Genomic DNA, 23,009 nt, shown 5'->3' with positions numbered 1-23,009 from the left:
GCTAAACTCGTAGCACCTTCATTAACTCGGGCTTCTTACGGGTAGAGACCTCAACACAAGAATGATCTCGCATTTCAAGCTCCCCTCCTCCTTTTCCTTTTTGATAACGAACGATGTAATTTAAGTTGACCAGGTGCCGATGGTGAACCCGGAGGAATCCATGATTTTTCAATTCCTTCTCATAATGGCTCAATGAACGCGAAGCTGTGATCCGGTTTCCATCCTTCAAATAGAGGTAGGTATAATTATCATCGGCCTTGCACCTCACGATGTCATCAATTTCTACCATTTGAAGCCCATGAATATCTGGCACACCAATTTTGGTTAACTCCTTTTGGTTCATTTGACTCATTAAACCTTTTAAATCGGCAGGAATGATTTCAGATGTTGGCGCAACAGAATGCTTTAAGGCCTTGTTAACTGCTCTTTTAAAATCTTCCAGAACTACAGGTTTCAATAGATAATCTACGGCCGATGCTCGAAGGGCACGAATAGCATATTGATCATGGGCAGTAACGAAAATGACTTGACAAGATTTAGCCTGAATTTGATCCAACAATTCAAACCCGCTTTGGTCCCCCATTTCTACATCCAGAAAAATCAGATCGGGGTCAAACTGATTCAGGACCTCCTTAGCCATTTCCACACCATTCGCTTTCTGCACCTGGCCAATTTCTGGAAAATGATTTTGGATGAGCAACTCCATCATGTCCCGAGCTGGAGCTTCATCGTCTACAATAAGGACTTTAAATTCGGATGTTTTCATAGCTAATAGGTGGAATTAATAGGGTGACCCGAGCTCCACTCCTACCGGAGCTTGAGGATTTCAGGTCGGAAAATTGCACTTCTAAATCAAGTTGGTATAGTTGGTGATAACTCTTGAGCCTGGAACCAGATATGCGGTGTCCTAATTTCTTGCGGCGACCGTCGCTCTGAGCGGGTATTATTCCTGGACCATCATCTTCAACCAAAATAGTTAAGGACTCCCCTTTTACCTTAAACTTGACCTGAATAGTTAAGGACTCCCCCTGAGCTGAGACACCATGTTTAATGGCATTTTCCAAGTAAGGCTGAACGACCATGGCCGGAATTAAGCGCTGTAAATGGAGATCTGGGTCAACATCAATTTGAACCTTGAGTTGTTCGCCGAACCTCATTCGCTCCAGCTCCATGTAATTTTGCAAATACTCCAACTCCTCTTCCAAAGTCACAAAGTTTTGCTGCGAAAACTGAAGTGTATGACGAATGAGCTGAGCAAATCGTTCTAAACTCAAACGCACCTCCTCTACTTTTCCTTGATACACGAAATACTGAATGGAATTGAGGCAGTTGTAGATAAAGTGGGGATTAATTTGAGCCTTGATGGCTTCGAGTTCTAACTCGGCCAATTTTCGTTTCTGTTGTAACTGATTCCACTTTTTTCTTCGGGTAAAAGAAATCGCCCAAATCGCAATCGTGGCAAGCACTCCTATGGAAAACAAAAGCACCAATCCTATAAACCAATAGGTCTGCCAAAAAGCGGGATGAATAGTTATTGGCATTGATGATATCGGACCAAGAGGCATCTTATGGCGATCCACCAATTGGGTTTGAAATTCATACGAATCGGGTGGTAATCTGGAAAAGGTTAAAGAAGTTGTTGTCGTATACTTCCAGGACTCGTCCGAATCCAAACGGTAGGCAATTTTCCGATCTTTCAAACCACCGAATGATAGGGAACTAAGCTCTAAATCCAACTGCCCAACGGGCGATTGACTCTCCCATTGTTGAGGAAAAACCTTTTGTTGCCCCGAAGAACTTATTCTACTAATCCAAACCTTTTTGTTCTGAGACCGCCGAGTCGATTGGATTTGAATGGGAGCAATCCCTACTCCTTCAGGAGTAATAAAATAGAGGGTGTCCTGCCATTCTACCAAATCTGAAATATACTCTGAAGGGAGATCATTCTGAAATTCAAAAGGTTGTAGAGTCCAGGATTGATTCTTGGTTAATAATAACCGAAATATTCCCCGATCGCTGGCTATCCAAATTGCAGAATCGTTTCGAACTACAAGCTTTCGAATGTATCCCGGGCGCAAAGAATCTGAGTTTTCCACCGTTTCAAATTCACGGGTATCTCCACCGTGAAGAAATAAACCTCCAAACGCAGTTCCAACCAAAAGTTCACCACCAGGCATCGAGATCATATCGGTTATCGAAGCATGGGCAATGGAGGATTCACTGACCCGCTCCTTTGGAGTTTGAAGATTTGCCATTCGAAACAAACCATTGGGTGTTCCCAGCCATAGGATTCCATCCTGCGTTTTTTCAAGACATGTTCCCCGACCGAAATTAAGTTCGGTTAACTTCAAATCTTCATCAGAGGAACTCAGCTGAATCAAAGCGTGATGTGTAGCAACCAAAATGGTATCTGCCGCCCAATAAGCAACATCTTTTATCGATCCGCCAACGTCCAGAATTTGCCCCTTAAGAGGACCTTCAATAAATATCAGGTTGCTTTGATTTACGGCAATCAGGTGTTCTCCAAAACGATGGATAGATTTTATTCCATTTGCAGCGTCTCCGGAAAAGGAGTGAACGTTTAACCTTCCGTGATAGCTCTCGGTAATTTTAGACTCCTTAAGATGCCCCCAAAGAAACCTACCTGAACTGTCTACAAAAATGGATTTAGCCTGTAACTCAAGCAATCCTTTTTGCTGCAAACGCACTGCGTTCTGCCAATGACTTTGGGAGATAAAAACCAGCCCAACATCCTTAATGGTCAGCCACAGATTGTGATCTCGATCGGTACACAATCCCTGCACCTCTTGATCTGGAAACAAATTCACTGGTACTCTTCCCGGGTCAGATTCTGCCCAGAATTGAAGCCCTCCTCCTTGATACCATATCCAAATATTTCCTGCCACATCTACATGAAGTTCTCTAAAACGATTCTGTAATGGAAAACGGGCCTTGAAAACGGGAGTATCCTGATGCATGGCAAACATCTCCACCTCATTTCGAGACTCTCCCTTAGCCACCAGAATCTCCGCTTCATCGTACCATCGAAGAAAGGAGGCGTCAACAAATACACCCTGCTTTCTAAAGGGTAAAAATTGCTTCGCATTCAGGTCGTAAATTCCCAGTTGAAAATCAGTTGTATCCATCCAAATTTCGGAAAGCAACATCTTATTATTATGCACACCAAACACACGGTAAGGACGGTTCATCAGCACTTCGACCTGTTTCAATGAATCACCCTGAACACATTGAATCTGCCCCGAATTTTCAGCATCGAAAATCCAGATTCTTCCGGTTCTCGAATCTCGATAAACCTGATTGACATCCCGGTTATTTAACCCCCGAAGAGGATAGGTTTTTCCGCCATCCAAAATTTGGATTTGATTGAGAATGGGTATAAAAAAGACACGACCGGAATCATCGGGCAGCACATGAAGAATTTCTTTATCCTCCAAGCCATCTTGTTCGTCATAAACCTGAAATGAATTTCCATCGAAACGTACGGCTCCGTGGTCGGTCCCTACCCAAATAAACCCTCTGGAATCCTGGGTAACCAAATAGGGGGTAGCCCCAGGAAACCCCTGTTCATTTGAATACACAATCATTCCTGGAATCTGCCCCTTGGCCACATGGCATAAGAGAAAGGTAAGGAGCAGAAGGGCTACTCGAATTCCCATAGTTTAGACTGGTAATTGAACCCAAATATAGCCAATCCTCAGTCCTGGTAAAATTCTTCCGTAATGACCTGCAAAAAGGGGAAGGAATCCGCTCAAAAAAACCTCGTTAAATCAACGGGAACTCTTTTTTCTCACGGTTCGAATTAAGCGGGAGTAATCTTTTTCAGACATTCCGATAACCCAATCAAAACAACGGTTATCAGGGTCGAGAACAATGCTTCCTACCGGGTTTTCAAAAAGGTGATAATCCACTCCATCCACATCTTCAAGCATGGATACCCGAATGGGATAAGGGGTGCAATTTGGGTCCAGGTACTTTTCCTCTGCGTCTTGAAGCTCTACGGCCAAATATTTGGTTACATAGCCCGAATCTTCGAAAAAGACCACGTAGTTCACCCCAAAATCAAGCGTGGTTTCAAATTCACCTTGCTCATCAGCTTGCAGCACCAATTCTCCACCGTATTCGGATCGAATGCGGATGGTAGCTCCTTTTAAATATTGAGTAACCTCAAAGTGATCGTGGATTTGCCCAAAGAAACGATACTTCCCCTGCGCTGTATACTGATCGTAATAGCTGCTACCTGATTGAGCACAGGCAGTCGTGAACCATAGCCCATTCAAGAGAATCACTCCCAAGAATGCAAGCCACAGTCGACTAATAAACATGAAAGGAAATTATAGTCCCAGTAAAACTTCTTCAGGAGACTTAGCTCCGAACATCAGCTTCAATGGATTCTCAATCATTTCTTTCACCTTGTACAAGAAGGATACGGATTCCTTACCATCAATAATACGGTGATCGTAGGACAACGCTACATACATGATTGGACGAATTTCAACCTTTCCGTTTACCGCGATTGGACGCTCAACAATGTTGTGCATACCCAAAATAGCAGATTGTGGAGGATTGATAATCGGAGTACTCAACATAGAACCGAAAACACCACCATTGGTAATGGTAAAGGTACCTCCTGTCATCTCGTCGATGCTCAGTTTACCGTCCCGGGCTTTAATCGCCAAACGTTTGATTTCCGCCTCAATTTCAGCCAGACTCATTTGCTCGGCATTGCGAACTACAGGAACCATCAAACCTTTAGGAGAACTAACAGCAATCCCCACATCGGCATAATCGTGGGTAATGATTTCGTTACCGTCAATCATTCCATTCACCGTAGGATACAAACGAAGGGCTTCGGTACAAGCTTTGGTAAAGAAGGACATAAATCCTAAACCAACACCATGCTTCTCTTTAAAAGCGTCTTTGTATTTCTTGCGAACGTCCATCACGTAACTCATATCCACCTCATTGAAGGTGGTTAGCATGGCGGTTTCCTGTTTTACAGAAACCAAACGCTGAGCTACTTTACGACGAAGAGAAGACATTTTTTTACGCTCCTCATCACGGGTACCACCCCAACCAGCCATGATTTGACTCGTATCGATACCACCTGAGATGTAGGCTTCCACGTCAGAACGAACAATTCGGCCATTAGGTCCTGAACCAGCCAATTTATCAGCTCGGATATCATTTTGTTTCATGATTTCCTTGGCCAAAGGAGATGCTTTTGCATCGCTATTTGGGTCTGGCTTAGCAGCGGCGGGCTCAGCCTTTGCGGCAGGAGCAGCTTCCGCTTTGGCAGCAGGGGCTGCTTCAGCTTCGGCTGGAGCCTTTTTGGGTTCCCCTTTTACCGAGGTATCGATGGAGCAAACAACTTGTCCTACCTCAACGGTTTCCCCTTCTTCAACTAAGAGCTTGATTCCGCCTGAAAATTCAGCGGTTAATTCCAGGGTAGCTTTGTCCGAATCGATTTCAGCGATCACCTGATCTACCTCTACATATTCGCCATCTTCCACTAACCAGGAAGCGATTTCAACTTCAGTAATTGACTCCCCAGGGCTGGGGATTTTCATTTCTTCTGCCATTATTCAGCTATTGTTGTTCTCTTTTGTCTATTTAAATGCTTCGTCCATCAAATGAGCTACACGAGCAGCATGTCTTTTGCTGGACCCTGTGGCTGGTGAAGCACTACTTTTACGGCTCACCAATTCCAAATTCGCTTTCGGGAAGCGTCTCAGGATGAATGACCAGGCACCCATGTTCTCAGGTTCTTCCTGAATCCAAACGGTACGCGTGGCTTTATTATATTTCTCCAAAACGGCCTCCAATTGTTCGTAAGGCACTGGATAAAGTTGCTCCAAGCGAACAAAGGCTACATTGTCGGCACCTCGTTTCTCACGCTCTTCAAGCAAATCGTAGTAGATCTTTCCACTCATAAACATCACCTTCTCCACTTTAGCAGGATCGGCGACTGGATCGTCCAATACTTCTTTGAAGCCACCGTTGGCCAAATCATCCAAAGTAGAAACACACTTCGGATAGCGCAACAACTTTTTCGGGGTAAATACGATCAGTGGTTTTCTGAATGGGCGTTTCAACTGTCGGCGAAGAATGTGGAAGAAACTGGCCGGTGTAGTACAGTTGGCAATTTGCATGTTGTTCTCTGCGCTCAATTGCAGAAAACGCTCCAAACGAGCCGAAGAATGTTCTGCACCTTGACCTTCATATCCGTGAGGAAGAAGCATGGTCAATCCATTCATCAATTTCCACTTGTCTTCAGCGGCACTCAAAAACTGGTCGATGATGATTTGGGCTCCATTGAAGAAGTCGCCAAACTGAGCTTCCCAAACAACGAGGTCATTGGGCGAAGCCATCGCATAACCATATTCAAATCCAAGCACTCCATATTCGGAAAGCAGGGAGTTGTAAATTTCAAACTTACCTTCTTGATTAACCTGTCTGAGGGGAACGTATTCTTCCTCGGAGTCTTCCAGTTTGATCACTGCATGGCGGTGCGAGAAAGTCCCTCGCTCCACGTCCTGACCACTAATTCTAACTCCGTGACCTTCGTTAAGCAAAGTAGCATAAGCCAGCAATTCGCCCATGGCCCAGTCGAGCTTTGTGCCCTCATCCACCATTTTGGCTCGCTCACCCATCAACCTTTGCATCTTCTTGAAGAAAGGTTTATCAGCAGGCAATTCAGAGATAAGCTTACCCAGCTTTTGCAAGGTTGCTTTATCTACTCCTGTATCTGGAGAGCTGGCGTAATCTTTTAATTCAGCTTCCCGAACGCCTTCCCAAGTGTGCTCCAAAAAGCTGGTAATTACAGCCAGTTTACTCTTTTTGGACTCATCCAAATCAGCCTGCATAATGGCTTTTAACTGATCTTCGGTTTGCTTAACGAGGGCTTTATCGGCCACTCCTTCCGAAATCAACTTTTGCAGGTAGATATCTCTTGGGTTCGGGTGCTTGGAGATGATTTTGTACAACAATGGCTGTGTGAATCGAGGCTCATCACCTTCGTTGTGACCGTACTTCCGGTAACACAGCAAGTCGATAAATACATCCCGGTTAAATTTTTGACGGTATTCCAGGGCCAGCTTAATAGTGTGCACTACAGCTTCTACATCATCTCCGTTTACGTGAAACACAGGAGAAAGCGTCACTTTACCCACATCGGTACAGTAGGTACTGGAGCGTCCATCGATGTAATTGGTGGTAAAACCAATTTGGTTGTTCACTACGATATGAACGGTTCCACCGGTGCGGTATCCATCCAATCCAGCCATCTGAATGACTTCATAAACCACACCTTGTCCAGCGATGGAAGCATCACCGTGGATGAGAATCGGGCAGATCTTGCCTTCATCTTCCAGGTAATCATCAATCTTAGCCCGTGCAATTCCTTCTACTACCGGATCCACAGCCTCGAGGTGAGACGGGTTTGGAGCCAAGGTCATGTGTACCTTTTTGCCCCGGTCGGTAGTTACGTCACAAGAATAGCCCAAGTGGTATTTTACATCTCCGTCGAAAAGGTTGTCTTCGTATTCCTTTCCTTCAAATTCGGAGAAAATATCGGCGTGCGATTTATTGAAGATGTTGGCCAACACATTCAATCTTCCACGGTGAGCCATTCCGATAATAAACTCTTCGATACCCAACTCAGCGCCATGCTCTACCGTGGCGTTCAAAGCGGGAATCAGGGACTCTCCTCCTTCCAGGGAGAATCGCTTTTGCCCTACAAACTTCTTATGCAAAAACTGCTCAAACCCTACAGCTTGATTCAGTTTATATAAAATCTCTTTTTTCTCGTCGGCATTAAACTCAGGAGTGTTTCGAACAGGTTCCAACTTCTCCTTCAACCAATTGACGCGCTCTGGATCACGGATGTACATATACTCCACCCCAATAGAAGCACAGTAAGTTTGTTCCAAGTGATCGATAATCGCTTTTAACTTGGCTTTACCCAAGCCAACATCAGCACCGGCGTCGAATTCAGTATCCATATCCGCATCGCTCAATCCATAATTGATTAAGTCGAGTGATGGCTTGTAGGTACGACGGGTTCTAACGGGATTGGTTTTGGTGAACAGGTGGCCTCTCGAACGGTAATCGTTGATCAAGTTGATTACGTTGAATTCCTTTTGAACATGCTCAGGAACCACTCCTGCTCCATCTTCATAACTGGTCCGGTTAAACTCGAATCCCTGGAAAAATTTTTGCCAGCCGTAGTCTACATTTTCCGGGTTTTCCTTGTATCGTTCGTAAAGTTCTTCGAGGGCGTTTACGTCGCCGTTGCTCAGATATGAAAACTGATCCATTTGATCCGATAAATTAAGGTCCACAAATCTACAACATTCTACATTTTAACAAGGGCGCAGTTCACATTAGAATCCTTGGCAAACAGAAATTTCGTTTAGCCGACAAAAACTTGGAAAATTAACATCTTTGTTTCCGAACTTATGAGCAAACTTTCGGCTGTCATTATCACCCTTAATGAGGAAAAAAACATTGCCCGGGCAATTGAATCTTTGCAGGGTGTGGTGGATGAAATTGTCATTATGGATTCCTTTTCCACCGACAATACCGTTCAGGTATGCAAGGACTTAGGATGCGAAGTATACCAGCAGAAATGGCTTGGATACAGTGGCCAGAAAAACAAAGCCAACTCGATGGCGAAGCATCCCTTCATTCTATCTCTCGATGCGGATGAAGCCTTGTCGGACCGATTGAAGAAGGAAATTATCCAGGCAAAATCCTCCGGGTTAGCAGGCACCTACTCTTTTAATCGACTCACCCAATATTGTGGCCATTGGGTTAAACATGGTGGTTGGTACCCCGATGTGAAGGTTCGAATCTTTCCCAAGGACAAAACTTCCTGGGCCGGAGAATTTGTGCATGAAACGCTCGAATTTTCAGAAGATCTATCGAATACACACCTGTCTGGAGACCTGCTTCACTATTCTTATTACAACTATTCCGAACACCGGGAACGCGCCGATCATTATTCAGCATTGACGGCTCAAAAAATGTTTGCCCGAGGAAAAAAGGCAGGCCCCTTAAAACCATTCCTAAGCGCCTTTGCTCGCTTTATGGGAATGTATTTTTTCAAAGGAGGAATACTGGATGGAAAAATGGGATTCATGATTGCCTGGATTTCGGCGCAATCCAATCACTTCAAGTATACCGAACTCAAACGCCTCCACCGTGAAAAAGCCTAATCGGATCATCATTAGCCGAACGGATAGCATTGGCGATGTAATGCTTACCCTACCCATGGCTGGATGGGCCAAGAAACACTGGCCGGAAGCAGAGGTCATTTTTATCGGAAAGACTTATACCCGTGATGTGGTTTCCTGCTGCCAGTTTGTAGATCGATTTATTGACGTTTCAAATTGGGAGCAAAAAGGAGTTCAAGGCTGCTCTGTTGAGTTAAAAGCCCTCCAAGCGGATATCATTTTCTTTGCCCTACCGAATAAATTCCTGGCCCGTGCCGCCAAGAGAGCCGGTATTTCAAAGCGCGTTGGAGTAAGCCGTCGATGGTTTCACAAAATCTATTGCAACGTAAGGCCCACCTTTAGCCGACGCAAAAGCGATTTGCATGAAGCTCAATTGAATTTGAAGCTTATGGAACCTTTCATTGCGACACCGATTCCGGAAATGAGTGCCATTTCAAAGCTTTATGGCTTCGTGGCTCCCAATAATCAACCTGGCACGTTTCAAAACCAAAAAGACCCTTCGAAGAAGCAAATTATTGTGCACCCGAGATCCCAGGGAAGTGCACGTGAATGGGGATTGGGTAATTTCTCCAAACTCATGGAGTTGCTTCCAGCCTCAGATTTTCAAATCTGGATTACCGGAACCGAAAAAGAAGGCGCTGCCATTCGAGAAAGTCTACCGCTTGAATTGAATCAGGTAAGTGATGTTACCGGGCAAATGACCTTATTGGAGCTCATTGATTTTATTGATCAATCGGATGCTTTGATTGCTGCAAGTACAGGACCTCTGCACATTGCCGCGGCCTTAGGCAAAGCCACCATCGGATTGTATTCTCCTATTCGCCCTATTCATCCAGGGCGCTGGGCCCCATTGGGAAAGAAAGCTATCGCTCTTACTTATGACGGTGAAATTGCCAAATCGGCTACAGCCAAAAATGACCGATCTATTGAAGAGATTACTCCTGATCGGGTGAAGGCAACTCTTTTGGATTTACTTTAGGATTGGCCATTACCAACAAACCGAAAAAGGCTGTCACAAAAGTGACTCCCACTTGTGTTTCCAGCGTATCCTCCGTAAGCATAGAACCAATAACGATAAGCCAAAAGGCCAGGATCAAGGGATCCTTAAAAGCCGATTTCAGGGGATAGGCAAAAACCAAGACAAACCAGATTAACCCAATTATTCCGAAGCACACCCAGGTTGTTAAGTATTGATTGTGGGGCTTGAGCCAATACTCCTTTGACATTCTTGAGCCAGTAGCCTCATAACCACCCCGCATTTCGTCCACTACATCTCCGGTACCTACGCCCATCCAAAAGTGATTTTGAATAACGTGTCTGGCAGCCTTCCAAAACTCTAATCGCTGCCCCACGGACGTCCCTTCGGGGTTGTACTTTTCGTCGGCAAAACCATACAATTCCCATGCTATTCCATAGATCCGCTTAGCCAAAGATTCTTTGTAGGCATAGAGGTAATTCGTTTCCCCGTCTTCAATCGCCCGAATGTCCTTATCACTCAATTGAGCAATTCCGGCCGAGTCTTTGGTTAGATTCAATGAGGCCAGAAATCGATACAAGGTGGCCTGAATGTATTCACCAGTTTTCCCTTTGCCACTGAAGGAGTACTCACTCCTCGCCTCCCAGGAAGCTTCGGCTTCAAAATCACACATATAAGCCCATACGAGGTGTCCGTTTTCCACTTGGGTTCTCTCGGGTGAATGCCTGAATTTACAAGTCGGCTCCCGGTCTACCAGGTTCTTGGGCGGAGAAGGATCGGGATGAATAAAACTCCCAACCACTTGATGAACATAGAATCCAGAACTAATAAGGGTAAAGGCCAAAAGTCCACCGCCAACCCAGCGCACCGCAGGCCGGGAAGAGCGCAAAACCATCCAAATGATACAAGCAAAGGCTGCAGTGCCTAACAGTGCCAACCCGGTTATCATTTGCAACCTAAAAAGGATAAATAAGAACCAGGTAATCAAAAGGATGATAGGCGGAAAAGCCCAGGTTACCCGTAGGTTTCGGAACCAGGTAATAACCAATCCAATAATGGCCAAGGCCAGCATGAGGGAAAGACGAACATGGCTAATGAAGGCCGAAGATTCCCTTACATCCATGGTTAGTTCCTGGCTAAGATCCAGAAATCGGAAATAGGAGAAGATGGTTGAAATCAACAGCCCCAAAAGGAAAAATCCTCCAACCACGGCCTGCTCGCCCCGCTTAAGTGGAGGGTAAGACGCCATAAACAACGGCAGGATTAATAAGGGAAGTTTGATCCGAATATCATTGAGGGCATAATCGAAATTCTGGGTAACCGACAGGCCCAAAACAAGCATCAGAAACAGAGACATGAACAACCAGGCAAAGCGATTAGACTTTAATCGTTTCCACTTGTTGGCGTAGTCGCCTTCGGCAATCCAAATAAGTGCGAGAAAAATCTCCGCTGTACTGATGACAAAAACGGATACAGAAAGGCTGAAAAAAACTCCGCAGAGCCCCAGCAGATAAGCGTTTCTGTAGTTTAATATCCGGTCAAGCATACCTGATCAGGAAGCTGAACGAAAGATATATCTAAAAATTGGATTGTATTTATTTTTCCTTACCACCGGATTTCTTGGCGGTTAGAATTTGCTTGTACTCTTCCGGAGACTCAAGCACTTCAATGGCTTTATTCACCTGAATATCTAAGGATAAGCTATTTTCAATTCGACCGGTTTGATAGAAATAACGGGATACAATTTCGTTCGCTAATATCTCACGAATCTCTTCCTGATGAAGCTGCAAATCTTCTGACTTGTTGTGGCTCATCTTACTATGAAGTTCCTCGTATTCTTCTTTCAACTGCTCGAAGTAGTGATCCTTTTCAGAGGCCTCTTTGAATTGCTCCAACAGTCTCTCGCTTCGGGTCGTGTAGTCGTAGTCTTTTCCATCCAGGTACTGAACAAACTCTCCATATAGATCATCACCAACCACAAATTTATTGGCCGGAATAAGGGTATCATGGGAACGACGGTACTCAGTGGCAAAATCAAAAATGAAATCTTTTCCTACCAAACTGGCAGTGATGTTTGCCGCATCGGGCAATTCCACTTCCACATCAGGCTCAATTCCTTTTCCATCTTTTACGGGACGACCTCCTTTGGTATAGAAGGTTTGACGCAAAGAATCCGGAACCTCAGTAGCTTTACCGTTACTTTTCTTGGAATAATCCAACTTCTGGATACAACGACCACTTGGAATGTAATACTTGGCCACGGTTACCTTAAGCTGAGAATTATAACTCAAAGGCTTGGTCTGTTGAACGAGTCCTTTTCCGAAAGAACGCTCCCCTACCAAAACGCCACGATCCAAATCCTGAATAGTACCACTCACGATTTCCGAGGCAGAAGCAGATGATCCGTTGATCAAAACTACGATCGGAATGTCCTTATCAATGGCATTATTCAACGCTCTGTGACTGCGATCCCATTCCTTCAATTTTCCTCGGGTATACACCACTTCCTGTCCACGATCTACGAAAACATTTACAATGTTCACTGCTTCATTCAAAAGCCCTCCACCATTTCCACGTAAGTCAAACACAAGCGATTCCATGCCTTGATTGTTTTTCAAATCTTTGAAGGCTGCCACAAACTCAGAACTGGCCGTTTCAGTAAATCCAGTCAGCTTGATATAACCTACTTTATCAGTCAACATGCCGTAGTAAGGTACATCCTTGATCTTAATGTTTTCTCGGGCAAGTGTAGCCGTACTCTCTTCTCCATCTCTGGAATAGACTACTTCAACATCCGTTTTGGCTTGACCTTTAAGCAAGCTGCTTATTTGAGAAGTGTTCTTTCCAGTTAGGTCCTTTCCGTCGATTTTCAGTAAAATGTCACCTGCCATGAGGCCATTCTTTTGAGCCGGAAATCCTTCGTAAGGCTCAGCCACCATAACCCGATCACCTCTACGGCGAATCAGGGCACCAATTCCTCCATACTCTCCGGTGGTCATAAATCGATAGTCTTCAATTTCTGACTCGGGGTAATAAACGGTGTAAGGATCCAGGGACTCGAGCATAGCGTCAATCCCTGTTTTCATCAACTGACCTGGCTGAGTGTCGTCGACGTAGTAGATATTTAGTTGCTTGTAAATGTTGGCGAAAATGTCGAGGTTTTTGGAAATCTCGAAGTAATCATCAGCCAGTTTGGACGAGTAAAAGAAAAAGGAAACCCCTAAAACTGCTACTAATCCAATTCGCATTCTCTTGTTCATCTGCTCACTTATTTTCTGAATCCAGCGCTCTTTCAAGCTTTTGTAAAGATAGGACTAATTTTTCCCGGATTTCGTTAAATTCTCTTATCTCCGGGGCCAGGTAAAGCACTACTAAATCCATGCCATAACCTGCAGGAATCTTGTTTTTCAATCCCTGATTTTCCTGCCGATAGGCTTCCCTTACCCTTCTTTTTAGAAGGTTACGATCCACCGCTCTTTTGAACTTCCGTTTGGGAACCGTTACCATAAATTTGAGGGAGTCATCCTGCCCCTCCTCCAAAGGTGCCAATCGATAGATGACCTTAACCGGAAACCTGGAAATAGACTTGCCTTTAGCAAACAACAAACCAATCTGCTTCCTCGATTTCAATCGTTCCGAGGCTCCTAAAGTCATTCTGGAGTGTGGCGTTGTCATGGGTGTAAAAGTAAAAAACCCCCTTTTGCTTCATTCCATCCGCAAAATGGGGGTTGTATTTTATACAGATTGAAGGGATAATTCTTCAATCCCAATGAAGGTTTACTTCTTGTTAACCTCTTTGATGTAATTCTCAATAGCCATGGTCATACTCGGCGCACCAGCTGTAGGAGCCGGAATATTAACCACCAATCCCTGATCTTCGGCAGCCTTACGCGTGGTAGGACCAAAGCAGGCAATACGGGTATCGTTTTGTTTGAAGTCCGGGAAGTTTTGGTACAAAGACTTAATTCCAGATGGACTAAAGAATACCAGCACGTCGTAGTACACGTCGGCCAAATCAGACAGGTCGCTGCATACCGTGCGGTAGAACATACCTCGGGTATAGTTGATACCGTTCTTCTCCAGGGTTTCAGGAATAATTGGCTTCAATTGATCCGATGTAGGCAAAAGGAAGTTTTCATCGGCATGCTTTTTCAGCAAAGGAACCAAATCGGTAATTCGCTGTTTGCCGTGAAAGATTTTTCTTTTGCGGTACACCACATACTTCTGCAAGTAATAAGCCGTTGACTCCGAAGTACAGAAATACTTCATTGAATCTGGAATGGTCAGACGCATTTCTTCCGCCATTCTAAAGTAGTGGTCAACTGCGTTTCGACTGGTAAAAATGACTGCCGAATGATCCAACAGATTCACTTTTTGCTTGCGAAACTCCTGAGCCGGAAAACCTTCAACGTGGATAAACGAACGGAAGTCTACGTTCAATTTGAATTTGTCCGCTAAATCGAAATAAGGTGATTTTTCGTTTTCAGGCCTTGGCTGCGACACCAAAATGGTTTTAACTTTCAAATCCTTCAATTTACTTCCTTTTTAGTTGTTCTAAATCGAATTTTTAACTCCCTGATTCTTTGCCTTATAAATTCTCCTGCAAGAATTTAGAGAGAATCAGAACGGGCAAAATTTCGAGCGCGCAAATGTACAAAATAATGTACTTAAGAGAAAATAAATTTCCTCCCATTGCCTTTGCCAACGAACGGATTAGGCGGTAACTAAAAAAGCCGGAAATTAATGCAACCCCAGTCCAGAAGAAGAAAAGCTGGAATCGGGGGGGAATGTTATGAGGAGTAAAATGGGGATCAACAGGATTCCAAGTAAGGCATGACTAACGAAGCGAAAAAACAAAATATCCGCAAAAAGCTCCTTCAAATCAAAAATCCAGGAGAGCAAATGAATCATCAAATTCTTCACTAAAACAAAAACCAAAATGCCCGCAGTAAGGATCAAATAGGTTTCTCCAGGAGACAATCCAAACAGATCTGGCTTGTAGAACTGCACACAGAAATGAATCATGAGGCTGGATCCAAAAAAGTAAATCACCTCAAATACCGGATTGCCCAAACCTGAGGATTGACGCTCCTCCCGGGACAATTCTCCCGCATGCTGATTACTCATAAAGGAGTTAAATAGCAGCTTAATCCGCTTGGGTTGGTATATGCGAATCCAGGCAAACAACACCACTACCAGAAACAACAAGGCAATAAGCCATGCAGGCACCTGCCCGGTTAAAGGGATGTATTCAATAGCAGAAGAAGTATTGGGAACAAATTGTGGTCCCATCGGCAATTAGGAATCTTTTTGCAAAGGTAGTTCCCTCACTTCACTAAAAGTGGAAGACCCGGGAAATATTGAACCCAAGTTTCATACCGCCGTCCATCCAGGAGTCTGTAGTTTCCGGAATATAGTTGTTAGCCACAATACCAGGTGCATTGGTAAGGGTCAGATGAAAAACGTGACCTCCAGTTTCCACAACCATACCCAAACCTAAAGGTGGGTAATAGTTTTTCGGCTTGTAGTTTTGTCTAAACTCAGAGAATACCTGTACGTAATCGGCCATGATTCCAAATCGCTTGGTAATCATAAATCGACCTCCGAGTCCAACCACGAAATTGGTGTGCTCATCGGTCAAGGTATTTCCTTCACCATCAACCACACGCTCCACCATATTTCGGTACAACATACCCGGAGCCACTTCAAACGACAAACGATCGCTGAATTTACGGGCGATGAGGATTTGAGTGAAATAAGACATTCGGTTCCTCCAATCATCGTAACGGTTATCCGGATCTCTTTCTGGAGTGATGGCTCCATTGGCATAAAAAACCACCGAAACCGGCATGCCTTTCGTCTTTTGGGAAAGGATTCGCCATTTAACGGAAGCATCAATCAATTCGTTGTACTTGCTTCGACCAATTCCAATCTGAAGGTCATCGGTAATACCGTAATCGAAAGAAATTCGGATATCGGCAGAGTTATCCAATCCCCACAGGTTGTGAGGTCCGCCACCGCTGGGTTCTCCAATATTGCCAAATCGGTGAGTAACGCGAAAATCCAATCCTTTGTGTTTGACCATTTCGGTGGTGTGAAGATTCACCAACTTCATGGTTTTCCAGGTAGATTTTACGGGTAGGGGTTCAGCGGTAGCCTCATCTTCTGACTCCAACATATCAAGCAAATCATCCTGTGCATGAATTGCCGGCGCCATTAAAAGGAGGAATAAAAAAGAATAGAAATACTTCATGGGTGTTTACGATGAGGGGGTTATTGTTTGAAGCTGAAATAGCAGGTAACCAAAATTTCTTCGGCAATGTTCTGAAATACGATCTGAGGAATTTCAATATCATGATCTTCCAATCGAACTGTAAACTCAGCGTTGACATAGATTTTACCATTCTTAATGTTCACGGTTCCCTTAAGTGTAGTCTCTCGTTTTACACCGTGAATGGTCAAAGAACCTTTAGCCGTAGCTGGATAAGTTCCATCTTTTTTCCAATCAATTTTCTCATTGAATGTACCTTGAAAGGTACCCTTTGGAAACTTCTCAGACTCGAGGTAGTTTTCATTAAAGTGCTCCTCCATCAATTCCTTTTCGAATTTGAAACCGGTAATTGGAACACTAATCGCAATCATGTTCTTCTCCGTGTTGATTGCTCCACGAGCCTTTACGTTTTCGGCTTCAATATTTTCCAAAGGAGCTTCCGAAAAGAACTTAATGTGACTGGAATCTGTTTTCCAAACACCTTGAGCATTTACTTGACCAAATGTTCCTAATCCAAGAATTATGATCAGAAGGCCCAGGAAGGCCGGGGTATTAGTTTTGATTTGCGCCATCGTCAATCCATTTTAGTAAGGTCTCTTTTTCACCGGCTGTTAATGCAGTAGCTCCCGATTTGGGCATAATATCATCATTGACCAGCGACCTCAGGTTATTATTATCGATTTTATCCTTTACTACGTTATAATCATTAAAATCGCCAGGTCCGGTTCCACCCGAAGTATGGCAAATGATACACTTGCTTTGCAAAATAGGTACCACATCCGATTGATAAGACAAAACCACCTTGGCCGAAACGTCAGCACCGCAATCCAGCCAAGCCCGAAGTAAATCGGATTCGGCTTGGGTTAAATCAGGACTTCCATCTGGTGGCATAGCCTGCTTCACATAAACCTGATCGATGATTTTATCCTTGTTGGCCGTCACGTTAGCAGGAACGGAAAGATCCGGAAGATTCCCACCATTGTAATGACAAGTCACACATTTGGCATCAATAATTGGCCTGATATACCGGTTGTAATCCAAGGTATCACACACCGTGTTAGCCGTGGAGTCCTCTGGTGGAACAGTATCAAAGGTGTTCTTTGCACAACCTCCAAAAAGACTCGAAAAAGCAATAGAAAAAATCATGACGGCAGGTGCCATCCAAGAGAATATCTGTTTCATAATATCGTATGTAGCGTGATGGAGAATAACTACTTTTGCCCTCTCAAATTTAGAAATTTAAAGATATGGCTGATCGGTTCCAAGGACATGATTACTATTTGATGGACGAAATGCTTACGGATGAACAAAAAATGATCCGTGATGCAGCAAGAGAGTGGTTGAAAGCGGAAGTATCTCCGATTATTGAAGATGCCTTTGAGGATGCAAAGTTCCCGGAGCAGATTGTTCCCGGCTTGGCTTCTATCGGTGCCTTTGGTCCATACATCCCCGTAGAATATGGTGGTGCTGGGCTGGATCAGATTTCCTACGGTTTGATCATGCAGGAGTTGGAGCGTGTGGATTCAGGAATTCGCTCTACGGCTTCGGTTCAGAGTTCGTTGGTGATGTACCCTATCTGGAAATATGGCTCAGAAGAGCAAAAGCAAAAGTTCCTTCCTAAGCTTGCTTCCGGCGAGTGGATCGGTTGTTTTGGGTTGACCGAACCTGATTTTGGTTCTAACCCAGGTGGCATGCTCACCAACTTCAAAGACATGGGAGATCACTACTTGTTGAATGGTAGCAAAATGTGGATTTCAAATTCTCCAATCGCTCAGGTAGCAGTGGTTTGGGCTAAGAATGAGGAAGGCCGCATCCATGGACTTTTAGTAGAAAAAGGAATGGAAGGTTTTACCGCTCCTGAAATCAAAGGGAAACACTCCCTTAGAGCTTCCATTACTGGAGAATTGATTTTTGACAACGTTAAGGTTCCTAAAGAAAACCTTCTTCCTGGACGATCAGGATTGGGCGGACCTCTTTCTTGTTTGGATTCAGCTCGATTTGGAATTGCCTGGGGTGCCATTGGTGCAGCTATGGACTGCTACGATTCGGCTTTGCGTTATTCGATGGAGAGAATTCAATTTGACAAGCCGATTGGAGCCTTCCAATTGACTCAGAAAAAATTGGCAGAAATGATCACTGAGATCACCAAGGCTCAGTTGCTTACTTTCCGGTTGGGAGAATTGAGAAACGAAGGAAGAGCTACTACTGCTCAGATTTCTATGGCCAAAAGAAACAATGTGGACATGGCGATCAACATTGCCCGTGAAGCTCGTCAGATTCACGGCGGAATGGGAATCACCAATGAATACTCCATCATGCGTCACATGGCCAACCTAGAGTCAGTTATTACCTACGAAGGAACCCACGATATCCACTTGTTGATCACAGGTGCTGATGTGACTGGAATTCCAGCTTTCAAATAGGCAAAAACAAATACGGAAATAAAGAAGCCGACTTCGAAAGGGGTCGGCTTTATTTTTTGCGTTCGATCGTATATTCTACCAATCGCTCCAAAGACTTGCGGGCTTCATTGTCTTCAAACTCGGCCAAAATCTCACGAGCCTCGGCTACATACTGAAGCATCACGTGACGAGCATATTCGATGCCACCACTCTGAATCACAAAATCGATGACCTGGCGCACTTTAGACGGCTTATCGTTGTGGTTCTTTACCAGGTTTATGATTTTCTTACGGGTGGATTTATCGGCCTTATTTAAGGCATAAATCAAAGGTAGAGTCGTTTTCTTTTCTTTGATATCGATTCCCGTAGGCTTTCCAATATCTTCTCCGCTTCCATAATCAAAAAGGTCATCTTTAATTTGGAAGGCAATCCCCACCTTTTCGCCAAACTCTTTCATTCTGGCCGACTTCTCTTCACCCACTCCAGTAGAAGCCGTTCCAGCTTCGCAGCAGGCCGCGATGAGGGTAGCCGTTTTGGCTTTAATGATATCGAAGTAGATTTTTTCGTCGAGGTTCAGGGTACGGGTCTTCTCAATTTGAAGCAATTCCCCTTCGCTCATCTGGCGAACGGCCCCTGATACGATATGAAGTAAGCTGTATTCCTTATTGTCAATCGCAAGCATCAATCCTCGCGAAAGGAGGTAGTCACCTACAAGTACCGCAATCTTGTTTTTCCAAAGGGCATTTAACGAAAAGAATCCTCTTCGCTGATTGGCGTCGTCCACCACATCGTCGTGCACCAGGGTTGCGGTATGCAACAGCTCAATTAGTGAGGCGGCATGGTAGGTCGACTCGTTGATGGTGCCGTTGAGTTTTGCCGAAAGAAAAACAAACATGGGTCGCATTTGCTTGCCTTTCCGCTTGATGATGTAATGGGTGATTTTGTCGAGCAGTGGAACCGAACTTTTCATCGACTCTCTGAACTTGCCTTCAAATTCCTCCATCTCCTGACGGATGGGTTTCTTTATTTCGTTGACTACAGACAATATTCGGCTGCTACTTCAGGAGTTCAAAAGTATCGTTTTATGGTGATACCAGCACTTAGGAAGACAGATTAAAACCGGCTTTGTTTTTATTGGCCAATTGACCGCAGGCCGCATCGATATCCTTCCCTCTACTCCGACGCACTTTTGCAGTGACTCCATTGCGCTCCAAATAAGCTACAAAGGCATCCACTTTATCTGGATCGGCCTGTTCAAATTCTCCGTCATCTATGGGGTTGTATTCAATAATATTTACCTTACTCGGCACCTTGCGGCAAAACTGAGCCAGCTCTCGGGCATCGGATATTTCGTCATTAAATCCTTTGAAAATGATGTATTCAAAGGTTACAGGGTTCCCCGTTTCGCGGTAATAGAAATTCAGTGCATCAGCCAATACGTCCAGGTTATTCTGTTCGTTAATCGGCATGATGAAATCTCTTTTTTCATCATTGGCAGCATGTAGAGAGAGTGCCAGGTTAAACCGAACCTTATCCTCACCCAGCTTTCGAATCATTTTTGCAATTCCTGCAGTGGAAAGCGTAATTCGTCTGGCGGCCATTCCAAGACCATCCTCAGAAGTGATTCGATCGATTCCCCGATTTACTTCGGCGTAATTTAAGAGAGGTTCCCCCATTCCCATCATCACAATGTTGGTCAGGGATTTCTGGTAATACTGCTCAGCCAATCGGTTGATTTCTACGACCTGATCCACCACTTCATGGGCCTGCAGGTTTCTCATTCGCTTTAATCGTCCCGTAGCGCAGAACTTGCAGGTCAAGCTGCATCCTACTTGAGAGGAGATACAAGCAGTCATCCGTTTTTCGGTTGGAATAAGAACGCCTTCAATTACCTTACCGTCGTGCGTAGAAAAGGCAATCTTCAAAGTACCATCATCGCTTTGCTGCACTTCCGACACCGTTAAAGTCTCAATGGTAAAAGATTCCTTCAACCGGGCCCGAAGATCCAGCGAAAGGTTGGTCATTTCATCAAACGACCGGGCTGACTTTTTCCAAAGCCATTCATCAATCTGACGGGCTCTAAATTTCTTTTCACCCATCCCAACTAAGTGCTCAATCAGCTCTTCCTGCGAAAATTTCCGGATATCAATCTTTGCCATCGCCGCTCTTTTTTTGAAGCCAATATTCCGCCCAGTGCAAATCTTCAGGGGTGGTAATTTTCAGGTTCTCCCGATTACCCTCTACCAAGTTAATCGATACTCCCATCCGTTCCACTACACTAGCGTCATCGGTAAATTCTTCGTTGTATTCCTGTTGGTAGGCGGTTTGGATAATATCGTATCGGAAGCATTGCGGTGTTTGAATCGATCGGAAAGCATCTCGATTGACCCAAGTAGAAGATCCGTCGTTTTCCAATTTTCTTAAAGTCTCCACCACTGCCAAAGCAGGAATAGCATTGCCCTCTTTCCAGGCAGTTTCAAAACAACGCTTAAGAGTAGCTGTGGATACCATGGGACGAACCCCGTCATGCACGGCAATCACCCCCTCTGATTGAGCCAAGGCCATACCCGCCTGAACTGAATGGTAGCGGGTAGCACCACCGGAAACCAATTCCACTGGATGGGTAAATCCATGTTTGGCGCACAAGTCTTTCCAGGTGCTGTGATGATCTTTCGGCAAAACCAAAATGAGCCGGGTTGCCGGATCAAAATTCAAAAAACACTCCAGGGTATGCATCAAGATGGGGCGGCCTGCCACGGCAATAAACTGCTTGGGCTGATCGCTCTTCATCCGACTGCCAGAACCTCCGGCAACTACCACAACTTGTTTCAAAAAAGTCATCACAAAAAAGGGAGTAATCCTATGCCCTGTTCAAGCATAAAAGTACTCCCTTCTAAAAATATATTCAATCGGCTTTTATCAGATGATCAGCATCGCGTCACCGTAGGACAAAAAGCGATATTTCTCTTTAATTGCAGTTTTGTACGCCTCCATTACCAAGTCGTAACCACCAAAGGCACAAACCAACATCAACAAAGTAGACTCAGGCTCATGGAAATTGGTTACCAAAGAGTCAGCTACCTTAAAGTTGTAAGGAGGGAAAATAAATTTGTTAGACCACCCTTCGTAAGGCTTTAGATCACCCAGCGTTGACACTGACGTTTCCATTGCTCTCAAGGAGGTGGTACCAACCGCACAAATTCTTCTTTTTTCTTTCTTGGCCAGATTTACCCGATCTGAACATTCGGAAGAAATGTACATTTCCTCAGAGTCCATTTTATGCTTGGTCAAATCTTCTACATCCACCGGACGGAAGGTTCCTAAACCAACATGCAAGGTCAAAGTAGGGAATTCTACTCCTTTAATCTCCAATCGCTTTAGCAACTCACGGCTAAAGTGCAAGCCAGCTGTTGGCACCGCTACAGCACCTTCGTTAGCCGCGTAAATGGTTTGAAAACGATCGGCATCGTCTTCCTCTACCTCACGGGTAATGTATTTTGGAAGTGGAGTTTCACCTAAAGAAAACAAAGTCTTTTTAAACTCTTCGTAAGGACCATCAAACAAGAATCGCAAGGTTCTTCCACGAGAAGTGGTATTGTCAATTACCTCAGCAACGAGTGTTTCATCATCTCCGAAGTAAAGTTTGTTACCAATCCGGATTTTACGAGCTGGATCTACCAACACATCCCATAGGCGACTTTCGCGATTTAACTCACGCAACAAAAACACTTCGATACGTGCACCGGTCTTTTCCTTATTACCGTACAGACGAGCTGGAAACACCTTGGTATCATTCATTACCATCGTGTCCCGGTCATCAAAGTAGTCCAGAATATCTTTAAACATACGGTGCTCGATTTCCCCGGTTTCCTTATGAATTACCATCAATCGAGACTCGTCCCGATTTCTAGATGGGTACTGCGCAACAAGATTTTCCGGCAAATCGAATCTGAATTCGGACAACTTCATTCCCACGGCTAAAAACTTTTTAAGTTGATAAAAAATTGGGTGCAAAAGTATAAAATACAGGCAAATAGAGGGTATAATTAGCATGACCACTAGCTCTTTAGCCCCATTGATTTGAGAATCCGTTAGTTGGTAAAGGC

General features: G+C 44.4%; 21 protein-coding genes. 3 read left to right on the top strand and 18 right to left on the bottom strand.

All coding sequences use genetic code 11. From position 1 onward, the window contains the following. Position 1 precedes the first annotated feature (1 nt). The 5 genes from KFE98_08835 to KFE98_08815 all read right to left on the bottom strand — a co-directional run bounded on the left by KFE98_08835 (position 2) and on the right by KFE98_08815 (position 8,336). The gene (locus KFE98_08835; GenBank protein UTW64226.1) at positions 2-766 is read right to left on the bottom strand and encodes a response regulator transcription factor; all 765 of its coding nucleotides are present in this window, start codon (positions 764-766) and stop codon (positions 2-4) included. Then, positions 747-3,677: a histidine kinase gene (locus KFE98_08830; GenBank protein ID UTW64225.1), complete on the bottom strand. Its 2,931-nt coding sequence runs from the start codon at positions 3,675-3,677 to the stop codon at positions 747-749. The genes KFE98_08835 and KFE98_08830 overlap by 20 nt, the downstream gene beginning before the upstream one ends. Before the next feature lie 111 nt (positions 3,678-3,788). Continuing rightward, positions 3,789-4,343: a hypothetical protein gene (locus tag KFE98_08825; GenBank protein ID UTW64224.1), complete on the bottom strand. Its 555-nt coding sequence runs from the start codon at positions 4,341-4,343 to the stop codon at positions 3,789-3,791. 9 nt (positions 4,344-4,352) lie between these two features. Next, positions 4,353-5,600 (bottom strand): 2-oxoglutarate dehydrogenase complex dihydrolipoyllysine-residue succinyltransferase, encoded by a 1,248-nt coding sequence (gene odhB / locus KFE98_08820; GenBank protein ID UTW64223.1) that lies wholly within the window; start codon positions 5,598-5,600, stop codon positions 4,353-4,355. Positions 5,601-5,627: 27 nt separating this feature from the next. Further along, the gene (locus KFE98_08815) at positions 5,628-8,336 is read right to left on the bottom strand and encodes a 2-oxoglutarate dehydrogenase E1 component (GenBank protein UTW64222.1); all 2,709 of its coding nucleotides are present in this window, start codon (positions 8,334-8,336) and stop codon (positions 5,628-5,630) included. A 141-nt stretch (positions 8,337-8,477) separates the two neighbouring features. Between KFE98_08815 and KFE98_08810 the strand changes: the two genes are divergently transcribed. After that, on the top strand, positions 8,478-9,236 hold the full coding sequence (locus tag KFE98_08810; GenBank protein UTW64221.1) for a glycosyltransferase family 2 protein: 759 nt from the start codon (positions 8,478-8,480) through the stop codon (positions 9,234-9,236). Beyond that, positions 9,223-10,233, top strand: coding sequence for a glycosyltransferase family 9 protein (locus tag KFE98_08805; protein ID UTW64220.1), 1,011 nt, complete (start codon positions 9,223-9,225; stop codon positions 10,231-10,233). Before KFE98_08810 ends, KFE98_08805 begins: the two co-directional genes overlap by 14 nt. Here KFE98_08805 and KFE98_08800 read toward each other — a convergent pair. The 9 genes from KFE98_08800 to KFE98_08760 form a co-directional block, all read right to left on the bottom strand. Continuing rightward, complete coding sequence (locus KFE98_08800) at positions 10,190-11,776, bottom strand: O-antigen ligase family protein (protein ID UTW64219.1); 1,587 nt, start codon at positions 11,774-11,776, stop codon at positions 10,190-10,192. The genes KFE98_08805 and KFE98_08800 overlap by 44 nt on opposite strands. A 49-nt stretch (positions 11,777-11,825) precedes the next feature. Then, positions 11,826-13,490: a S41 family peptidase gene (locus KFE98_08795; GenBank protein UTW64218.1), complete on the bottom strand. Its 1,665-nt coding sequence runs from the start codon at positions 13,488-13,490 to the stop codon at positions 11,826-11,828. Positions 13,491-13,494: 4 nt separating this feature from the next. Then, positions 13,495-13,905, bottom strand: a complete 411-nt coding sequence (gene rnpA, locus KFE98_08790) for a ribonuclease P protein component (protein UTW64217.1) — start codon at positions 13,903-13,905, stop codon at positions 13,495-13,497. Positions 13,906-14,007: 102 nt separating this feature from the next. Continuing rightward, positions 14,008-14,754, bottom strand: coding sequence for a uroporphyrinogen-III synthase (locus KFE98_08785; protein UTW64216.1), 747 nt, complete (start codon positions 14,752-14,754; stop codon positions 14,008-14,010). A gap of 64 nt (positions 14,755-14,818) precedes the next feature. Then, the gene (locus tag KFE98_08780) at positions 14,819-15,019 is read right to left on the bottom strand and encodes a DUF4271 domain-containing protein (protein ID UTW64673.1); all 201 of its coding nucleotides are present in this window, start codon (positions 15,017-15,019) and stop codon (positions 14,819-14,821) included. After that, positions 14,971-15,522 carry a DUF4271 domain-containing protein gene (locus KFE98_08775; protein UTW64215.1) on the bottom strand — a complete coding sequence of 184 codons (552 nt, stop codon included), beginning with the start codon at positions 15,520-15,522 and terminating at the stop codon, positions 14,971-14,973. The genes KFE98_08780 and KFE98_08775 overlap by 49 nt, the downstream gene beginning before the upstream one ends. Before the next feature lie 43 nt (positions 15,523-15,565). Beyond that, positions 15,566-16,447 carry a hypothetical protein gene (locus KFE98_08770; protein ID UTW64214.1) on the bottom strand — a complete coding sequence of 294 codons (882 nt, stop codon included), beginning with the start codon at positions 16,445-16,447 and terminating at the stop codon, positions 15,566-15,568. Between the two features lie 56 nt (positions 16,448-16,503). Then, positions 16,504-17,073: a YceI family protein gene (locus KFE98_08765; GenBank protein UTW64213.1), complete on the bottom strand. Its 570-nt coding sequence runs from the start codon at positions 17,071-17,073 to the stop codon at positions 16,504-16,506. Then, positions 17,054-17,683 (bottom strand): c-type cytochrome, encoded by a 630-nt coding sequence (locus tag KFE98_08760; protein UTW64212.1) that lies wholly within the window; start codon positions 17,681-17,683, stop codon positions 17,054-17,056. Before KFE98_08760 ends, KFE98_08765 begins: the two co-directional genes overlap by 20 nt. Positions 17,684-17,748: 65 nt before the next feature. Between KFE98_08760 and KFE98_08755 the strand changes: the two genes are divergently transcribed. Further along, entirely contained in the window at positions 17,749-18,924 is a 1,176-nt protein-coding gene (locus tag KFE98_08755; GenBank protein UTW64211.1) for an acyl-CoA dehydrogenase family protein, read from the top strand. A 49-nt stretch (positions 18,925-18,973) separates the two neighbouring features. Here KFE98_08755 and KFE98_08750 read toward each other — a convergent pair whose 3' ends face one another. From KFE98_08750 to queA, 4 genes are all read right to left on the bottom strand, one after another. Then, positions 18,974-19,948 (bottom strand): polyprenyl synthetase family protein, encoded by a 975-nt coding sequence (locus KFE98_08750; protein UTW64210.1) that lies wholly within the window; start codon positions 19,946-19,948, stop codon positions 18,974-18,976. A 55-nt stretch (positions 19,949-20,003) separates the two neighbouring features. Next, the gene (gene rlmN, locus KFE98_08745; protein ID UTW64209.1) at positions 20,004-21,062 is read right to left on the bottom strand and encodes a 23S rRNA (adenine(2503)-C(2))-methyltransferase RlmN; all 1,059 of its coding nucleotides are present in this window, start codon (positions 21,060-21,062) and stop codon (positions 20,004-20,006) included. Beyond that, positions 21,049-21,744: a 2-C-methyl-D-erythritol 4-phosphate cytidylyltransferase gene (locus tag KFE98_08740; protein UTW64208.1), complete on the bottom strand. Its 696-nt coding sequence runs from the start codon at positions 21,742-21,744 to the stop codon at positions 21,049-21,051. Before KFE98_08740 ends, rlmN begins: the two co-directional genes overlap by 14 nt. A 78-nt stretch (positions 21,745-21,822) precedes the next feature. Then, positions 21,823-22,872 carry a tRNA preQ1(34) S-adenosylmethionine ribosyltransferase-isomerase QueA gene (queA, locus tag KFE98_08735; GenBank protein ID UTW64207.1) on the bottom strand — a complete coding sequence of 350 codons (1,050 nt, stop codon included), beginning with the start codon at positions 22,870-22,872 and terminating at the stop codon, positions 21,823-21,825. Between the last annotated feature and the right edge of the window lie 137 nt (positions 22,873-23,009).

The organism is bacterium SCSIO 12741 (assembly GCA_024398055.1).
Taxonomy (GTDB): Bacteria; Bacteroidota; Bacteroidia; order Flavobacteriales_G; family Salibacteraceae; genus SCSIO-12741.
The sequence above is the reverse complement of the archived record's forward strand: the minus strand, read 5'-3'. Positions and strand labels throughout refer to the sequence as shown.

Excerpts from the sequence above, each read along its gene's own strand:
- KFE98_08830 (UTW64225.1), bottom strand. The coding sequence starts at position 3,677 with ATGGGAATTCGAGTAGCCCTTCTGCTCCTTACCTTTCTCTTATGCCAT.
- KFE98_08815 (UTW64222.1), bottom strand. The coding sequence starts at position 8,336 with ATGGATCAGTTTTCATATCTGAGCAACGGCGACGTAAACGCCCTCGAA.
- KFE98_08810 (UTW64221.1), top strand. The coding sequence starts at position 8,478 with ATGAGCAAACTTTCGGCTGTCATTATCACCCTTAATGAGGAAAAAAAC.
- KFE98_08760 (UTW64212.1), bottom strand. The coding sequence starts at position 17,683 with ATGAAACAGATATTCTCTTGGATGGCACCTGCCGTCATGATTTTTTCT.
- KFE98_08800 (UTW64219.1), bottom strand. The coding sequence starts at position 11,776 with ATGCTTGACCGGATATTAAACTACAGAAACGCTTATCTGCTGGGGCTC.
- KFE98_08755 (UTW64211.1), top strand. The coding sequence starts at position 17,749 with ATGGCTGATCGGTTCCAAGGACATGATTACTATTTGATGGACGAAATG.
- KFE98_08765 (UTW64213.1), bottom strand. The coding sequence starts at position 17,073 with ATGGCGCAAATCAAAACTAATACCCCGGCCTTCCTGGGCCTTCTGATC.
- KFE98_08795 (UTW64218.1), bottom strand. The coding sequence starts at position 13,490 with ATGAACAAGAGAATGCGAATTGGATTAGTAGCAGTTTTAGGGGTTTCC.
- rlmN (UTW64209.1), bottom strand. The coding sequence starts at position 21,062 with ATGGCAAAGATTGATATCCGGAAATTTTCGCAGGAAGAGCTGATTGAG.
- KFE98_08825 (UTW64224.1), bottom strand. The coding sequence starts at position 4,343 with ATGTTTATTAGTCGACTGTGGCTTGCATTCTTGGGAGTGATTCTCTTG.
- KFE98_08775 (UTW64215.1), bottom strand. The coding sequence starts at position 15,522 with ATGGGACCACAATTTGTTCCCAATACTTCTTCTGCTATTGAATACATC.
- odhB (UTW64223.1), bottom strand. The coding sequence starts at position 5,600 with ATGGCAGAAGAAATGAAAATCCCCAGCCCTGGGGAGTCAATTACTGAA.
- KFE98_08835 (UTW64226.1), bottom strand. The coding sequence starts at position 766 with ATGAAAACATCCGAATTTAAAGTCCTTATTGTAGACGATGAAGCTCCA.
- rnpA (UTW64217.1), bottom strand. The coding sequence starts at position 13,905 with ATGACAACGCCACACTCCAGAATGACTTTAGGAGCCTCGGAACGATTG.
- queA (UTW64207.1), bottom strand. The coding sequence starts at position 22,872 with ATGAAGTTGTCCGAATTCAGATTCGATTTGCCGGAAAATCTTGTTGCG.
- KFE98_08740 (UTW64208.1), bottom strand. The coding sequence starts at position 21,744 with ATGACTTTTTTGAAACAAGTTGTGGTAGTTGCCGGAGGTTCTGGCAGT.
- KFE98_08770 (UTW64214.1), bottom strand. The coding sequence starts at position 16,447 with ATGGCGCCGGCAATTCATGCACAGGATGATTTGCTTGATATGTTGGAG.